Origin of the sequence: Amycolatopsis sp. 3B14 (assembly GCF_050958625.1) — a bacterium.
In the GTDB taxonomy this organism is placed as follows: domain Bacteria; phylum Actinomycetota; class Actinomycetes; order Mycobacteriales; family Pseudonocardiaceae; genus Amycolatopsis_E; species Amycolatopsis_E thermoflava.
The window spans coordinates 142019-157454 of the sequence record NZ_JBHZEN010000043.1; the positions used below are offsets into that span (position 1 = coordinate 142019).

The window sequence follows — 15436 nt, forward strand, 5'->3', positions numbered from 1 at the left end:
AAACTCTCCTGCCGGGTTTTCGGGCGACCGGCGGCGTGACGAAGCCCCGCGACGGGGGGCCGGTCAGGATCAGGCCCCGTCGCGGCAGCGAAGCAGGAGAGCACGCGCCACGGATTCACTGTAGCCCGGGCGCGATGATGTTGGAAAGTGACCCGGTCGGTTACTGGCAGGTAGCCAAGGCGGGCGTGGCGTGGGAAACTCGGCGGCATGGCCGAGCACGCCGAGAAGCGCAAGAGCGACGTCGACGAAGACGCCTCGCCGCGACCCAAGCGCCAGGTGCCGTGGGGGCGGGTGAAGGACCAGGCGGTCGGACTGATCGCCGGGATCGTCCGCTGGGTCGGCCTGATCTTCGCGCTCATCCTGGTGCTGCACGTGATCTTCGTGGTCGGCGGGGCCAACCGGGACAACGGGATCGTCTCGTTCGTGCGTGACTGGTCCGACGGCCTGGCGCTGGGCTTCAAGGACCTGTTCGAGCCCGCCGACGAGAAGCTGCGCGTCCTGGTGAACTATGGCATCGCGGCGATCTTCTGGCTGGTGGTCTCGTCGATCGTCACGCGGATCGTCCGCCGCATCGGCGGCGCCTCCGTCGGCTAGAACGCGGGCGTGCCCCACTCGCCGGTGTAGGCGAACTCGCCCAGCGGCAGCCGTTTCCGGGCCGCCCGTTCGCGCTCGATCAGTTTCTCCACCTCCAGCACCGCGGGATCGCCGGCGTGCCCGACGGCGATCGCCACCCGGGGGACCGCTCCGTCCGGCACCGCGAACCGCTCGCGGACGGCGTCGGCGTCGAAGCCGGCCATCTGGTGCGCCACCAGCCCCTCCGCGACGGCTTGCAGCACGAGGTTCTGCGCGGCCAGCCCGAGCCCGTACTCGGCGTAGGGGATCTCGCCCTTTTCGTTGCGTGCCACCACTATCCCGACCAGCAGGGCGCCCGCCCGGTGCGCCCACGCCTGGTTCCGCTCGGTCAGCGTGCCGAGGATCTGCCGGAACGTCGCATCACCACGGCGGCCGGCCAGGAACCGCGCCGGCTGGGTGTTCCCGAACGACGGCGCCCACCGCGCGGCCTCCAGCAGGGCGCGCAGCTGGTCCCAGCTGACCTCCCGCGTCTCGTCGAGCGCGCGCGGGCTCCACCGCTGCGCGATCACGTCGGTCAGGGGCGCGCTGGAATCGGCTGGCTTTCGCATCAGATCGCATACTGCCAAACCGTCAGCGCGAACGCGCCGAACCACGCGCTCGCCAGCGCCACTCCCGAGCAGACCCACAGCACGGTGTTCGTCCGCCGCTTGGCCAGCGCCAGCGCCACCGGCACCAGCAACGTGAACGCGGGCAGCAGCAAGCGCGGCTTGGCGTGCATCAGCGCGCTCGACCCCAGGCACATCATCAGCACCCCGGCCGCGTATGCCACCAGCACCGTCTCGCGCCGGGCCAGCACCGCCATGCCGATCAGCGCGCCGGCGATCACCGCGACCGTCAGCACGCTCATCGCCGAATCGCTGCCCGTCAGCACCTCGGCCACGAACCGGGCCGTCGACACCCCGCCGTCGAACCGGGTCCGCCACCCCTGCCATTCCAGGTCGGACCAGGTGCTCAGCTGGGCCTCGAACCCGGACTCCGGCCGCACCCGCATCCCGGTCCACCACAGGTAACCGAACAACCCGGCCGGCGCCAGCGCCAGCGCGACGAGCGGACGCCCGCCGTCCTGCCGGCGCGTCAACGCCATCAGCGCGGCCACCGCCACCGCGACGACCAGCGCCAGCGCCGTCGACCGCACCAACCCGGCCGCCAGGCAGCACACGCCCGCCGGCTCCCACCGCCGCTCCAGTACCGCGACCAGCGTCCACACCGCCAGCGCGCAGAACAACGCTTCGGTGTAGGCCATGGTCAGCACGACGCTCATCGGCGTCGCCGCGAACAGGGCCACCAGGATGTAGCCCGCCCGGCGCGAGCCCCCGCGCGCCAGCCTGCCGAGGCGGGCCAGGCCGTACGCCGCGAAGAGCCCGGCGGACAGCGACACCACCAGCGCCGCCGCGGGAAACCCGAGCGCGGGCGCCAGCAGCCGGATCAGGAACGGGTATCCCGGGAAGAAGGCCCGCGGCGTGTGCGGGTTCAGGTGGCCGAGCGCGTCCGTCGTCGGTTCGAGTTCGTAGCCGGAGGCCGCGATCTTGAGGTACCACTGGCCGTCCCAGGCGGCGATCCTAGACAACAGGTCGGTGTCGTGCAGCGCGGCGAACACCGTGAGCACCACAACACCGAGTGCCCGCACACCGAGGTACACGGCCGCGGGCAGCAGGAGCGCCCGGCGTCTGGTGATCCGGTCAGCCAGGTCCAGCAGCAGGCCAGGGGCCGCTTGCTCCGGTCGCCGAACGGTTTGGCCACTGCCCTGCACGGTTGGTCATTTTCCCACGAGTCCGGCCGGTGGCAGTGGCCGGAGCCACATAACGGGGTGGCCAGGGCCGTAACCCCCGGTAGGCTGCTCCGAAAGGTGCGAAATAGGAGGTCGGCAGACAAGTGGCGCTCGTGGTCCAGAAGTACGGCGGTTCGTCGCTGGAGAGCGCTGATCGCATCAAGCGCGTGGCCGAACGGATCGTGGCCACCAAGAAGGCGGGCAACGACGTGGTCGTCGTCTGCTCCGCCATGGGTGACACCACCGACGAATTGCTCGACCTGGCCCAGCAGGTCAACCCGGTGCCGCCCGAACGAGAGATGGACATGCTGCTCACCGCTGGGGAGCGCATTTCCAACGCGCTTGTCGCGATGGCGATTTCGGCACACGGTTTCGAGGCGTGGTCGTTCACCGGATCCCAGGCGGGTGTGGTCACGACGGGCGTGCACGGTAACGCGCGCATCATCGACGTGACCCCGAGCCGGGTCACCGAGGCCCTCGACCAGGGCTACATCGCGCTGGTCGCCGGGTTCCAGGGCGTCGCCCAGGACACCAAGGACATCACCACGCTCGGCCGCGGCGGTTCGGACACCACCGCGGTGGCGCTGGCCGCGGCGCTCAACGCGGACGCGTGCGAGATCTACTCCGATGTGGACGGCGTGTACACCGCCGACCCGCGGATCGTGCCCAACGCGCGCAAACTCGACACCATCCCGTACGAGGAGATGCTCGAACTCGCCGCGAGCGGTTCGAAGATCCTGCACCTGCGCTCGGTCGAGTACGCCCGCCGCTACGGCGTGCCGATCCGGGTGCGTTCGTCCTACAGCGACAAGCCGGGCACCACCGTGGCCGGTTCGATTGAGGAGATCCCCGTGGAACAAGCGTTGATCACCGGTGTGGCGCACGACCGGTCGGAGGCCAAGGTCACCGTCACCGGGGTGCCGGACCACGCCGGCGCCGCGGGGCGGATCTTCCGGGTCATCGCCGACGCCGAGATCGACATCGACATGGTGCTGCAGAACGTCTCCAACACCGCGGGCCGCACCGACATCACCTTCACGCTGTCCAAGGCGAACGGTCCGAAGGCCGTTGCGGAGCTGGAGAAGCTGAAGGGCGAGCTGGAGTTCGACTCCGTGCTCTACGACGACCAGGTCGGCAAGGTTTCGCTGGTGGGCGCGGGCATGCGCTCGCACCCCGGCGTCACCGCGACCTTCTGCGAGGCGCTGGCCAAGGTCGGCGTCAACATCGAGATCATCAACACCTCGGAGATCCGGATCTCGGTCCTGATCCGGGACGCGCAGCTGGACGACGCGGTGCGCGCGATCCACGAGGCATTCGAACTTGGCGGCGACGAGGAAGCCGTCGTGTACGCGGGGAGTGGTCGCTGATCATGGGAAAGCAGTCTCCGACCCTTGCTCTCGTCGGTGCGACCGGCGCGGTGGGCACCGTCATGATCGACATCATCAACGGGCGCGAGAGCGTGCCGTGGGGTGAGATCCGGCTGATCGCCTCGCCGCGGTCGGCGGGCAAGAAGATCACCGTGCGCGGCGAGGAACTGACCGTCATCGCGCTGTCCCCGGAGGCCTTCGACGGCGTCGACGTCGCCATGTTCGACGTGCCGGACGAGGTGTCCGCCGAGTGGGCGCCGATCGCGGCCGAGCGCGGCGCGGTCGCGGTCGACAACTCCGGCGCGTTCCGGATGGACGACGACGTACCGCTGGTGGTGCCCGAGGTGAACTCGGACAAGGTGCGGGAGCGGCCGCGCGGCATCATCGCCAACCCGAACTGCACGACGCTGTCGATGATGGCGGCCCTGGGTGCGCTGCACCGCGAGTTCGGCCTGACCGAGCTGGTGGTCGCCTCCTACCAGGCGGCGTCCGGCGCGGGCCAGCCCGGCATCGACCGGTTGCAGGCCGAGCTGGCCGCGGTGTCCGGAAAGGACCTCGGCGCGAAGGCGGGCGACGTGCGGGCCGCGCTGGAGGCGGCAGGTCTGCCGCTGTCGGACAGCCCGTTCGCGGGCACCCCGCTGGCGTTGAACGTGGTTCCGGCCGCCGGTTCCTACAAGGGCGACGGCTGGTTCTCCGAGGAGCTGAAGGTCCGCAACGAGTCGCGGAAGATCCTCGGCATCCCGGACCTCAAGGTGTCCGCGACCTGCGTCCGCGTCCCGGTCGTCACCACGCACTCGCTCGCGGTGCACGCCACCTTCGCGCGTGAGGTCACCGTCGAGGCCGCGCACAAGGTGTTCGCCGCGCAGCCGTCGATCGTGCTGGTCGACGACCCGGAGAAGGGTGAGTTCCCGAGCCCGGCCGAGGTCGTCGGCGGCGACCCGACGTACGTCGGACGGGTGCGCCAGGCGCTGGACTTCCCGAACACGCTCGACTTCTTCGTGTGCGGGGACAACCTGCGCAAGGGCGCGGCCCTGAACACCTACGAGATCGCCGAGCAGCTGGCTCCCGAGTTCAGCTGACGGCCACGCAGAGTTGCCCCGGCCTCGCTGAATTCACTCGACAGTGAGGCAACTTCTCCCTGGCCCGACGTCGGCGCGCTTCTAGTGTGGGCCGAGTCAATGGCAGGGAGAAGTCGGGGAGCTCGCGGTGACAAGGCATGTCCTGGCCGCGTTCGTGTGCGCGGTGGTGGTGCTCGGCATGGGCACGCCCCTGCTCGTGGCGACCGCGGACGACACCGACGGCCCGCTCACGGTGCGGGTCGTCCGGGGTGAGACCGGGGTCGGCGGCATCCTCGTCGTGGCCACCGACCCGAGTGGCGCCAGCGTCAGCGGCGTCACCGGGCCGGACGGCACGGCGCAGCTCACGACCACGACGTTGTCCGGCGGGAAGTACCGCGTGGACGCCTCGATCCCGGCGTCCATGCCGGACGTCAAGCCCGCGGCCGAGGACCAGAGCCGCGCCAGCCTGACCGAGTTCGTCGACGTCGGCGGCGGCAAGGCCGTCACGCTCACGATGGGCGTCGGCGGTATGGACGGCCCGGTGCAGCTCGGCGACCGGACGTGGTTCGACACCGACGGCGACGGCGTGCAGGACGGCGACGAGCCGCCGCTGCCCGGCGTGCGGGTCCAGCTGCTGGGCTGCGACGGCGGCGGGGCGCCGCTGGCGGAGGAGACAACCGACGGCGCCGGGCGCTACCTGTTCGGCCCGGCCGAGGGCCTGCAGCCCAACAGCTGCTACACCCTGCGGTTCGACTTCAGCGGGGTGAACACCGGTCCGCTGCCCGGATCCCCGCCGGTCGAGGGTCTGAAGTGGACTGTCCCGCACGCGGGCGACCAGTCGCTCGATTCCGATGTGGACCCCGAAAACGGCTCGGTGCGCGTCGCGATCGGGCCGCCCGGTTCGGTCGACCACACCGTGGACGCGGGCGTGGTCGGCGGCCTCAACCGGATCGGCGACCTGGTGTGGGCCGACATCAACCGCAACGGACTGCAGGACCCGGGCGAGCCCGGCATCGCCGACGTCGGGGTGCGGCTGCAGAAGGCCGACGGCACCCCGGTCGCCGGGACCAGCACCGGCCCGCACGGCCAGTACCAGTTCTCGCACCTGCCCGACGGCAGCTACCAGGTGTGCTTCGACACCGCGAAGCTCCCGCCCCAGTACGGCGACTACCAGCTCACCAGGCAGCGCGCGGGCACTCCGGGCCAGGACTCGGCGCCCGACCCGGCCACCGGCTGCACCGCGCCGGCCGAGCTGACGCCCGGCCGCACCCAGGACTTCACGATGGATGCCGGTCTGGCCCCGCCGGTCAACCGAATCGCCGCGCTGGTCTGGCAGGACGTCGACGGCGACGGTCGGCCGAGCGCGCTGGAACCGGGGATCGGCGGGGTGCCGGTGAAGCTGCGCGGCGCGGACGGCACCCAGTTCGCCATGACCACCACCGGCCAGGACGGGAAGTACTCCTTCGACGACCTGCCGTCCGGCTCGTTCGCGGTGTGCTTCGACCTGGCCAACCTGCCGCAGGCCGCGGCCGACTTCACACCGGTGGAGGGGAGCGAGGTCTCCGGCGCCGACCCGGCGACCGGCTGCACCCCGCAGGTGACCCTCGGCCTCGGCAAGCGCGAGGACACCGCGCTGAACCTGGGGCTGACCGCGCCCGCCAACCGGATCGGCGACCGGGTGTGGGCGGACACGAACCGCAACGGCATCGCCGACGCCACCGAGTCCGGCCCGAGCGGCGTACCGGTCAAGCTGCTCCGCGCCGGCGGTGGCGAGGAGGCGTCGACGACCACCGGCGCCGACGGCCGGTTCCAGTTCACCGGGATCCCGGACGGCGCGTACCAGGTGTGCGTCGACCGCGCCGCGCTGCCCGCGCCGGTCGCCGGGTACCAGTTCACCAAGCCGCGCGCCGGCGAGTCCACAAAGGATTCCGATGTGGACCTGGCGAGCGGGTGCGCCCCGCCGGTCGCCGTGGGTGTCGGCCACCGCGACGAAAGCACGATCGGCGTCGGGTTGACGCCCGCGCGCAACCGGCTCGGCGACCTGCTGTGGGTGGACCGCAACGGCAACGGCACGCAGGACGCGGGTGAGCCCGGCGCGGCGGGCGTCGCGGTGACGCTGGCCGACGACGGCGGGCGCCCGGTGGCGACCACCCGCACCGCCGCGGACGGCTCGTACCTGCTCGACGACCTGCCCGACGGGTCGTACCGGGTGTGCTTCGACCTCACCGGCCTCGCCGAGGAGTTCCGCGGCTTCCGGATCGCAGGCACCGGCGGCGACCCGGGCTGCGCCGGGCCGGTGACGGTCGGCCCGAAGCCGCGGGAGGACCTGTCCGTGCGGATCGGCCTGGTCAGTGCCAGTCCGGCGGTCGTGCCGGCCGCGCAGGAGTCCCCGAACGGCGGCGGGTTCCCCGTCGGGTGGGTGCTGTTCGGTGTCGTGGCGGTGATCGGCGCGGTCGTCGGAGTGCGCTGGTGGAAGGCCGCCGAGCCCGGAGCGTGAACCGGTAGTTTGGGCGTTATGAGAATTCTGCGGGTGCTCGGAGTCGTCGGGATGGCGGTCGTGCTGGCCGGTTGTGCGGAGGCCGCGGAGACGGCGGACCGGGTGAGCGCGTGCTCGCAGGCCCTCGGGCTGGCGAACCTCAACCCGTACGCCTCGGCGCAGGAGGTGTCCGCCCAGGCGCAGCAGAAGGCCGAGGAGCTGCGCGACCTCGGCAACCAGGTGGCCGACCAGACGCTGCAGCAGAACCTGTTCGCGATCGCCGACTCCTACGTCGCGCTGGAGCAGCGCAAGTCACAGGGTCTGTCCGACGTGAACGACTGGGTCCAGACGAACACCGCCAACCTGGACCGGCTGCGTCAGGCCTGCACGTGAGGCGGCGGCAGGCCGGCTGTCCCCGGGACTCCTAGGATCGGCGGGGCTCTGCCTGTTCCGCGGCACGCGGGGGATCGTGGAGCCGGAACAAGCCGAGAAGGGATTTCCATGACAGCGAACACACTGGCCGGCGGCACGTTCACCCTCACCGACGGGCTCACCGTCGGGCGCATGGGCTACGGCGCGATGCAGCTGGCCGGCCCGGGCGTGTTCGGGCCGCCCGCGGACCGGGACGCCGCGGTCGCGGTCCTGCGCGAAGCCGTCGAGCTGGGTGTCAACCACATCGACACCGCCGACTTCTACGGCCCGCACGTGACGAACCAGATCATCCGCGAGGCGCTGCACCCCTACGACGGGATCGTGGTGGTGACCAAGGTCGGCGCGGTGCGCGACGACCAGGGCGCCTGGGTGCACCAGCGCTCGCCGGAGCAGCTGCGCGCCCAGGTGCACGACAACCTGCGCAACCTCGGCGTGGACGCGCTCGACGTGGTCAACCTGCGCGTCGGCGGCGGGGACGACGGCCACTCCGCGGTGCCCGGGTCGATCGCCGAGCCGTTCGCCGCGCTGGTCGAGATGCAGCAGGAGGGGCTGATCAAGCACCTCGGCATCAGCACGGTGAACGCCGAGCAGGTCGCCGAGGCGCAGTCGATCGCGCCGGTCGTGTGCGTGCAGAACGCCTACAACGTGGCCCACCGCGAGGACGACAAGCTGGTCGAGTCGCTGGCCGCGCAGGGCATCGCGTACGTGCCGTACTTCCCGCTCGGCGGGTTCTCGCCGCTGCAGTCGGAGGTGCTGAACTCGGTGGCCGCCCGCCTCGGCGCGACCCCGATGGCTGTCGCGCTGGCCTGGCTGCTGCAGCGGTCGCCGAACATCCTGCTCATCCCGGGCACGTCGTCGCTCGCCCACCTGCGGGAGAACGTGGCCGCCGCGTCCATGGACCTCCCGGCGGACGCGATCAGCGAACTCGACGCGATCGCCTAACGCACCACGAGGTGGAGACCACGGCGCGCCGTCTCCCGGTCGACGACCGTGGTCTCGTTCCAGCCGCGGGGCCGCCCCTCGAACAGCAGGGCGCGGACCCGCGGCAGGCGGCGGAGGTGGCGGCAGAACGACGCGGTCCGCAGCACCCGGCCGCGCGCGCGTTGCCCGGCCAGCGCCTCCTCCGGGGTGCAGTCCACCCACAGCAGGTGCCGCCGTCGACCGGTGAGCAGCCCGGTCAGCATCAGCCACGCCCTGGTCGCCGCGCCGGTCGCCGGGTCGTGCACGACGACCGGGCCGGGCGTGCGGACCGCGGCGAGCACCACCCGCAGCCGGTGCAGGACGTGCACCGCAGGGCGGTAGCGGCGGTACGGCGTTCCCGGCCGCAGTGCGGCGGCCAGCCGGTCGCGCATCTGGTCGGAGTCGAGCACCTCGACCGGGCGGCTGGCCTGCGTGCTGCGCAGCAGCGTGCTCTTGCCCGAACCGGGCAGCCCGGCGATGACCAGCAGCGCCCGCGGTTCGATCGTCATCTGCAGGGTGGCGCCGGCTGTGCTGTCCATACCGGGCCAACGCGTGATCACGCCACCCGCGTTCCGCACTTATAGGTCAAACCGGTCATTCACAGCGGAGCCACAGCCGGCACCCGGGCCGAACGGCGGCGCAGGCCGAACGCGACCGCGGCGAAGCCGAGCCCGAACAGGCCCGCCGCCGCGAAGCCCCAGCCGGGGCCGCTGTGGTCGATCACGAACCCCACCACCGGGCTGCCCGCGGCCATGCCGAGGCGGGTGGCGGCGTCGAGCAGCCCCATCGCTTCGCCGCGCACCCGCGGGGGCGCGAGGCCGGTGACCTCTTCGGCGGTCGACGCGAGCGTCGGCGCGCAGGCCAGGTTCGTCGGCACCAGGGCCAGCGCGAGCAGCCACCAGGGCAGTCCGGTGGCCAGCCCGACCGGGATCACGAGCACGGTCAGCAGCACCATCAGCCGCGCCTGCGAGAGCGACTTCCGCACCGCGCCGTGCACGATCCCGCCGATTGCCGAGGCGACGCACATCACGGCGATCACCACGCCGGTCCAGCCCACCTCGCCGGTGGCGCGCAGCGCGGCTAGTGTCGCCAGTTCCGTGCCCATCAGGCAGAACAGCGCCCCCGATGCGACCAGCAGGGCGCCGACCAGCCGCGGGGTGAGCCACTCCCGCATCGGCGGCCGCTCGGCGGTGACCGCCTCGGCCTCGTGCCGGATCGGCGGGTTGAACCAGCACAGCGCGAGCGTGCCGAGCGCGAAGCAGACGCCGATCCCGCTCAGCGCGACGGTCGAGGACAGCTGCGTCGACAGGGCGATGCCCGCGCTCGGGCCGACCATGAAGCTCGTCTCCAGCAGGATCGAGTCGAGTGAGTACGCCGAGCGCCGCGACTCGGGCGGCACCAGCGCGGTCAGCACCTGGCGGGCGATCGAGCTGGCAGGCAGCACGAGCGCGCCCGCCGGCAGCGCGGTCACGAGCAGCGCCGCGTACGGCAGGTGCGGGGTGGCCAGCCAGAACGCCGCGGAGGTGAGACCGCACACCGAGGTGACCGCGCGCAGCCCGTAGCGGTCGATCATCCGGCCGACGACCGGCGCGCCGAGTGCGCTGCCCAGCATCGTCGCTGTCCCGACGAGACCCGCCTCGCCGTACCCGCGGCCGAGGTCGCTGACGACGTGCAGGGTCAGCGTGATCCCGGTGGCGGTCATCGGCAGGCGGGTGAAGAAGAACAGCAGCATCGCCGTGCGGACCCCGGGCAGGGCGAGTACCTGGCGATACGGCTGGAGGGACATGCTCCCACTCTGGCACGGCCGTGCAACTCCTTTTGCACCGCTTGCCGCTGCGGAAAACTGACAGTTACTATCAAAAAGTAGTGACTCTCAGTTTGGAGGCGGGATGGACGGGTCGAAGCGGTGGTGGGCGCTGGGCGCGCTGGCCGTGGCGTTGCTGGCGTTCGGACTCGATGTGACAGTCCTGTCGGTGGCCTTGCCGACGCTGGCCGTCGACCTGGACGCGTCCACGAGCGAGCTGCAGTGGTTCTCGAACGCGTACACCCTGGTGCTTGCCGCGGGGCTGCTCCCGGCCGGCCTGCTCGGCGACAAGTTCGGCACGAAGCGGTTCCTGCTCGGTGGTCTCGCGGTCTTCGGCCTGGCTTCGGTGGCCTGTGCCTACGCCGGTTCGGCCGGGATGCTGATCGCGGCGCGGGCGTTCCTCGGCCTGGGCGCGGCGGCACTGGTGCCGCTGTCGATGTCGGTGCTGAACGCGCTGTTCCCGGGCGCCGACCGCGCGCGGGCCATCGCCGTGTGGGCCGCGGCGATGGCGGTCGGCATCCCGCTCGGGCCGGTGGTCGGCGGGTGGCTGCTGGACAACTTCTGGTGGGGCTCGGTGTTCCTGCTCAACGTGCCCGCGGTGCTCGTCGGCCTGGTCCTGCTGGCCTGGCTGGTGCCGGATCTGCCCGGCGACCGCGGCAGGCGGGTCGACCTCCCTGGTGTCGTCCTGTCCAGCGCGAGCCTCGTCGCGCTGACCTACGGACTGGTCGAGGCGGGTGACCGCGGCTGGGGGTCGGCCGCCGTGCTCGGGCCGGTGCTCGGCGGGCTCGCGTTGCTGGCCGGGTTCGTCGTCCACCAGGCCCGGGCCGCCCAGCCGTTGCTGGACCTCGGGTTGTTCGCCTCGCCCGGGTTCCGCTGGGGCGCCGTGCTCGCGACGCTGGCGTCCTTCGCGATGATGGGCGCGTTGTTCCTGTTGCCGCAATACTTCCAGGCGGTGTACGCCACGGACGCGCTCGGCACCGGGTTGCGGCTGTTGCCGGTGGTCGGCGGTCTGCTCGTCGGGGTGCGGGTCGCGGAGTGGTTGCGTCCGCGGCTGGGCGCGCGGGTGCTGGTGAGCACGGGGTTTGTGCTGATGACCGGCGGGCTGGTGGCCGGGACCGCCACCGGGACAGGCGACGGGTACGGCTACGCGGCGGTGTGGGTGTCACTGGTCGGCCTCGGGCTGGGCTTCGCGTTGCCGCCGTCGATGGACATCGCGATGGGGGCGCTGAGCCCGGGCCGCAGCGGCGTCGGCGGTGGCGTGCTGCAGGCGATGCGGCAGGTCGGTGGCACGTTGGGCGTCGCGATCCTCGGCACGGTGCTGAACGCGGGGTACCGGGGTGGGGTCGACATCGCCGGCTTGCCGGACGACGTGGCCGAAGCGGTCCGGGACAGCGCCGCGGCCGGTGTGCAGGTCGCCGCGCGGGTGCCCGCGCTGCTCGGGTCGGTGCGCGAGTCCTTCGTCGCGGGCATGTCGGCGACGCTGTGGGTGTGCGCCGGGTTCGCGCTGGTGGGCGCCGTGCTCGCCGCGCTGTTCCTGCCGCGCCAGGCGCAGGACGTGGCGGGGGCAGAATCGGGGCATGAGTTCGTCGCGGGGTGAGCAGCCGCTCGGGTTGCGGGAGCGGAAGAAGGCGCGGACGCGGGCCGCGATCCAGGGCCACGCGCTGCGGTTGTTCGCCGCGCAGGGCTACGCGGAGACGACGATCGAGCAGATCGCCGCGGCGGCCGAGGTTTCGCAGAGCACCTTCTTCCGCTACTTCCCGACCAAGGAGGACACGGTCCTCTACGACCGCCTCGATCCGGTGCTGATGAAGGCGTTCGTGGAGCAGCCCGCCGAGCTGACCCCGCTCCAGGCGGTGCGGGCCGCGTGCGCCCAGGTGTTCGCGCGGCTGGACGCCGAGGAGTCCGAACTGGAGCGTGCCCGGCAGCGGCTGGTGTTCAGCGTGCCCGAACTGCGCAACCGGATGATCGAACACATCGCCGCGGGGCTCGGCATGCTGGCCGAGGCCGCGGCCGAACGAGCAGGCCGGGACCCCGGCGACTTCACTGTGCGGGTCTGGTCCGGAGCGGTGATCGGCGTGGTCTTCGCGGCGTACTTCAGTGCGGCCGAGGCCCCGGAGAACCTGGTGGACGTGATCGACAAGGCGGTCACGCTGCTGGAGGACGGGCTGCCGCTGTAGGTGCCTCGCGCGCGGGTGGGCTGTCGGCTCGCCTCACCCACTCGGGCAGTTTTCTGGACTCGTTCCAGTTTTTATCTTGACTCGTTCCAGATTAGGCGGCATGGTGGTTGTCGATGCCCCACCAGACCAGCCCCGTGCGGGACCAGCTCAAGGCCGTCGGCCTGCGGATCACCGCTCCGCGGGTCGCCGTCCTCGAGTGGCTCGCCGGGCACCCCCACTCGACCGCCGACCAGGTCGCGGCCGGCGTGCGGAACGTGCTCGGATCGGTGTCCACCCAGACGGTCTACGACGTCCTGGGCGCCTGCGCGAACGCGGACCTGGTGCGGCGCGTCGAGCCGGCCGGGCACCCGGCCCGGTTCGAGACGCGTACCGGGGACAAACACCACCACCTCGTCTGCCGCGGCTGCGGCCGGGCCGAGGACGTCGACTGCGTCCACGGCGCGGCGCCCTGCCTCGAACCCTCGAACACCGCCGGGTTCGTCGTCGAGGAGGCGGAGGTCGTCTTCTGGGGCCTGTGCCCCGCCTGTTCCACCACCCACCACGAGAAGGAGGGCTCGGCGTGACCAAGCCGACCACCAACAACGTGGGCATCCCGGTGGCCAGCGACAACGATTCGCTGACTCTGGGCGCCAACGGCCCGATCCTGCTGCAGGACCACTACCTCATCGAGAAGAACGCGCACTTCAACCGCGAGCGCGTCCCGGAGCGTGTGGTGCACGCGAAGGGCGGCGGTGCGTTCGGTTTCCTCGAGGTCACCGAGGACGTCAGCCAGTTCACCAAGGCCGCCGTCTTCCAGCCGGGCACCCGCACCGAGAGCCTCATCCGCTTCTCGTCGGTGGCCGGTGAGAACGGCTCGCCCGACACCTGGCGCGACCCGCGTGGGTTCGCCGTGAAGCTCTACACCACGCAGGGCAACTACGACATCGTCGGCAACAACACGCCGGTGTTCTTCATCCGGGACCCGATCAAGTTCCCCGACTTCATCCACTCGCAGAAGCGCCGCGCCGACAACCACCTGCGCGACCACAACATCCAGTGGGACTTCTGGACCCTGCGCCCGGAGTCGGCCCACCAGGTCACCTGGCTGATGGGTGACCGCGGCATCCCCTCGAACTGGCGCGAGATGGACGGGTTCGGCTCGCACACCTACCTGTGGGAGAACGCGGGCGGCGAGAAGTTCTGGGTGAAGTACCACTTCAAGACCGACCAGGGCATCGGCTACCTGACGCAGGCGGACGCGGACCGCATCGCGGGTGAGGACGCCGACTACTACATCCGCGACCTGTGGACCGCGATCGAGCGGGGCGACCACCCGAGCTGGACCCTCTACGTCCAGGTCATGCCGTACGAGGAAGCGGCGGACTACCGCTTCAACCCGTTCGACCTGACAAAGGTGTGGCCGCACGGCGACTACCCGCTGATCAAGGTCGGCCGCTACGTGCTCGACCGCAACCCGTCGAACTACTTCGCGGAGATCGAGCAGGCCGCGTTCTCGCCGGCCAACATGGTGCCGGGTATCGGGCCGTCGCCGGACAAGATGCTGCAGGGCCGCCTGTTCGCCTACCCGGACGCGCACCGCTACCGGATCGGCGCGAACTTCGCGCAGCTGCCGGTGAACGCGCCGAAGTCGCCGGTGAACAGCTACTCCCGGGACGGCGCGATGCGCTACCAGAACCCGGGCGACCCGGTGTACGCGCCGAACTCGTTCGGCGGCCCGCACGCCGACGCGGCCTACGCCGGCGAGACGGTGTCGTCCTACGGGGTGGTCGACGAGGTCATCCGCTCCGCCTATCGCCTGCACGCCGAGGACGACGACTTCGGCCAGGCGGGCACCCTGGTGCGCAAGGTGATGGACGACGCGCAGCGCGAGCGCCTCGCGAGCAACATCATCGGCCACGCCAAGAAGGGCGTGTCCGAGCCGGTGCTCGAGCGCGTGTTCGAGTACTGGCGCAACGTCGACAAGACCCTCGGCGACAAGGTCGCCGAAGCGTTCGGCAAGTAGTCTCCCACCACGGAGCAGCGGCCCGGTGAGTCCTTTGTGGCTCACCGGGCGGCCTTCGTATCGGGGTCACCCACACAGAAGGGTGGTGAACACTCCCGGATCGGGTGGCGCGGCGATTCACCGGCGACGAGGTTGGTACTTCACGCCCGGGTCAGGTCACCCACACCAGGAGGTAGGGAATGAGAGGGAAGTTCGCCCGGGTCGTCGCCGCGGTGGTGGCCGGCAGCGTTCTGGCGCTGACCGGAGCCGCTGTCGCCGCGGCTGACGGGAAGGGCACGTCCAGCACCCAGGCCGCCGGTGAGCAGCTGCTGCAGCTGCGCACCCAGCTGGTCGACTCGGCTTACTCGGCCGACGTCCCCGGCACGCAACGGGCGCTCGGCCAGATGAGCCCGCTGCTCGGCGACCTCGCCGCGGGTGAGAAGTACACCGTCCAGTCGGACACGAGGGACACGGCAGCGTCCGCGAAGAACGACGCCGAGACGGCCAGCCGGATCATCGCGGACCCGTCCCAGGCGAACACCGTCAAGCAGACGCCGTCGGCCTCGCCGCTGCAGAACCCGCCGCCGCCCCTGGACATCGTGGCGGACCTGCTGAAGACGCTGATCCAGAAGCTCACGGAACTGCTGAACGCGCTGACGGGCGCCCCGCCGCCGGCGCTCACCGTACCGGCCACGTAAGAAGAAAAGCCGGGCTCCGCTCACGGAGCCCGGCTTTTTCTTTGGCAGGACCAAAACACAGGAAGCTGGGTGGTCATCCCGT

At 71.4% G+C, this 15436-nt stretch carries 15 protein-coding genes; 11 read left to right on the forward strand and 4 right to left on the reverse strand.

Going from position 1 to position 15436, the window contains the following annotated elements; genetic code table 11:
* The first annotated feature begins 207 nt into the window (after positions 1–207).
* Positions 208–594 (forward strand): hypothetical protein, encoded by a 387-nt coding sequence (locus tag ACCP09_RS24295; protein ID WP_027933531.1) that lies wholly within the window; start codon positions 208–210, stop codon positions 592–594.
* Here ACCP09_RS24295 and ACCP09_RS24300 read toward each other — a convergent pair.
* On the reverse strand, positions 591–1181 hold the full coding sequence (locus ACCP09_RS24300) for a nitroreductase family protein (RefSeq protein ID WP_123684589.1): 591 nt from the start codon (positions 1179–1181) through the stop codon (positions 591–593). The genes ACCP09_RS24295 and ACCP09_RS24300 overlap by 4 nt on opposite strands.
* A complete protein-coding gene (locus ACCP09_RS24305; RefSeq protein WP_433750474.1) occupies positions 1181–2383 on the reverse strand; it encodes a mannosyltransferase family protein in 1203 nt (400 codons plus the stop codon). Before ACCP09_RS24305 ends, ACCP09_RS24300 begins: the two co-directional genes overlap by 1 nt.
* A gap of 122 nt (positions 2384–2505) precedes the next feature.
* Between ACCP09_RS24305 and ACCP09_RS24310 the strand changes: the two genes are divergently transcribed.
* The 5 genes from ACCP09_RS24310 to ACCP09_RS24330 all read left to right on the forward strand — a co-directional run bounded on the left by ACCP09_RS24310 (position 2506) and on the right by ACCP09_RS24330 (position 8676).
* On the forward strand, positions 2506–3768 hold the full coding sequence (locus ACCP09_RS24310; RefSeq protein ID WP_020420288.1) for an aspartate kinase: 1263 nt from the start codon (positions 2506–2508) through the stop codon (positions 3766–3768).
* A gap of 2 nt (positions 3769–3770) precedes the next feature.
* Positions 3771–4847, forward strand: coding sequence for an aspartate-semialdehyde dehydrogenase (locus ACCP09_RS24315; protein WP_027933534.1), 1077 nt, complete (start codon positions 3771–3773; stop codon positions 4845–4847).
* A gap of 127 nt (positions 4848–4974) precedes the next feature.
* Positions 4975–7323, forward strand: coding sequence for an SdrD B-like domain-containing protein (locus ACCP09_RS24320; RefSeq protein WP_433750479.1), 2349 nt, complete (start codon positions 4975–4977; stop codon positions 7321–7323).
* A gap of 18 nt (positions 7324–7341) precedes the next feature.
* Positions 7342–7695, forward strand: a complete 354-nt coding sequence (locus tag ACCP09_RS24325) for a hypothetical protein (protein WP_378333624.1) — start codon at positions 7342–7344, stop codon at positions 7693–7695.
* Positions 7696–7803: 108 nt separating this feature from the next.
* Positions 7804–8676 carry an aldo/keto reductase family oxidoreductase gene (locus tag ACCP09_RS24330; RefSeq protein ID WP_431901220.1) on the forward strand — a complete coding sequence of 291 codons (873 nt, stop codon included), beginning with the start codon at positions 7804–7806 and terminating at the stop codon, positions 8674–8676.
* Here ACCP09_RS24330 and ACCP09_RS24335 read toward each other — a convergent pair.
* The gene (locus ACCP09_RS24335; protein ID WP_433750484.1) at positions 8673–9233 is read right to left on the reverse strand and encodes an AAA family ATPase; all 561 of its coding nucleotides are present in this window, start codon (positions 9231–9233) and stop codon (positions 8673–8675) included. The genes ACCP09_RS24330 and ACCP09_RS24335 overlap by 4 nt on opposite strands.
* A gap of 59 nt (positions 9234–9292) precedes the next feature.
* Positions 9293–10480, reverse strand: a complete 1188-nt coding sequence (locus ACCP09_RS24340) for an MFS transporter (protein ID WP_433750487.1) — start codon at positions 10478–10480, stop codon at positions 9293–9295.
* A 103-nt stretch (positions 10481–10583) separates the two neighbouring features.
* On the opposite strand from ACCP09_RS24340, the gene ACCP09_RS24345 reads away from it, so the two are divergent.
* From ACCP09_RS24345 to ACCP09_RS24365, 5 genes are all read left to right on the forward strand, one after another.
* The gene (locus ACCP09_RS24345) at positions 10584–12095 is read left to right on the forward strand and encodes a DHA2 family efflux MFS transporter permease subunit (RefSeq protein ID WP_433750490.1); all 1512 of its coding nucleotides are present in this window, start codon (positions 10584–10586) and stop codon (positions 12093–12095) included.
* Positions 12076–12675 carry a TetR family transcriptional regulator gene (locus ACCP09_RS24350; protein WP_433750493.1) on the forward strand — a complete coding sequence of 200 codons (600 nt, stop codon included), beginning with the start codon at positions 12076–12078 and terminating at the stop codon, positions 12673–12675. The genes ACCP09_RS24345 and ACCP09_RS24350 overlap by 20 nt, the downstream gene beginning before the upstream one ends.
* Before the next feature lie 113 nt (positions 12676–12788).
* The gene (locus ACCP09_RS24355; RefSeq protein ID WP_433750496.1) at positions 12789–13238 is read left to right on the forward strand and encodes a Fur family transcriptional regulator; all 450 of its coding nucleotides are present in this window, start codon (positions 12789–12791) and stop codon (positions 13236–13238) included.
* A complete protein-coding gene (locus ACCP09_RS24360) occupies positions 13235–14677 on the forward strand; it encodes a catalase (protein WP_378333616.1) in 1443 nt (480 codons plus the stop codon). Before ACCP09_RS24355 ends, ACCP09_RS24360 begins: the two co-directional genes overlap by 4 nt.
* A gap of 179 nt (positions 14678–14856) precedes the next feature.
* Complete coding sequence (locus ACCP09_RS24365; RefSeq protein ID WP_027933544.1) at positions 14857–15354, forward strand: hypothetical protein; 498 nt, start codon at positions 14857–14859, stop codon at positions 15352–15354.
* Positions 15355–15436: the final 82 nt, after the last annotated feature.

Excerpts from the sequence above, each read along its gene's own strand:
- ACCP09_RS24295 (WP_027933531.1), top strand. The coding sequence starts at position 208 with ATGGCCGAGCACGCCGAGAAGCGCAAGAGCGACGTCGACGAAGACGCC.
- ACCP09_RS24300 (WP_123684589.1), bottom strand. The coding sequence starts at position 1,181 with ATGCGAAAGCCAGCCGATTCCAGCGCGCCCCTGACCGACGTGATCGCG.
- ACCP09_RS24315 (WP_027933534.1), top strand. The coding sequence starts at position 3,771 with ATGGGAAAGCAGTCTCCGACCCTTGCTCTCGTCGGTGCGACCGGCGCG.
- ACCP09_RS24325 (WP_378333624.1), top strand. The coding sequence starts at position 7,342 with ATGAGAATTCTGCGGGTGCTCGGAGTCGTCGGGATGGCGGTCGTGCTG.
- ACCP09_RS24330 (WP_431901220.1), top strand. The coding sequence starts at position 7,804 with ATGACAGCGAACACACTGGCCGGCGGCACGTTCACCCTCACCGACGGG.
- ACCP09_RS24335 (WP_433750484.1), bottom strand. The coding sequence starts at position 9,233 with ATGGACAGCACAGCCGGCGCCACCCTGCAGATGACGATCGAACCGCGG.
- ACCP09_RS24340 (WP_433750487.1), bottom strand. The coding sequence starts at position 10,480 with ATGTCCCTCCAGCCGTATCGCCAGGTACTCGCCCTGCCCGGGGTCCGC.
- ACCP09_RS24345 (WP_433750490.1), top strand. The coding sequence starts at position 10,584 with ATGGACGGGTCGAAGCGGTGGTGGGCGCTGGGCGCGCTGGCCGTGGCG.
- ACCP09_RS24350 (WP_433750493.1), top strand. The coding sequence starts at position 12,076 with ATGAGTTCGTCGCGGGGTGAGCAGCCGCTCGGGTTGCGGGAGCGGAAG.
- ACCP09_RS24355 (WP_433750496.1), top strand. The coding sequence starts at position 12,789 with ATGCCCCACCAGACCAGCCCCGTGCGGGACCAGCTCAAGGCCGTCGGC.
- ACCP09_RS24365 (WP_027933544.1), top strand. The coding sequence starts at position 14,857 with ATGAGAGGGAAGTTCGCCCGGGTCGTCGCCGCGGTGGTGGCCGGCAGC.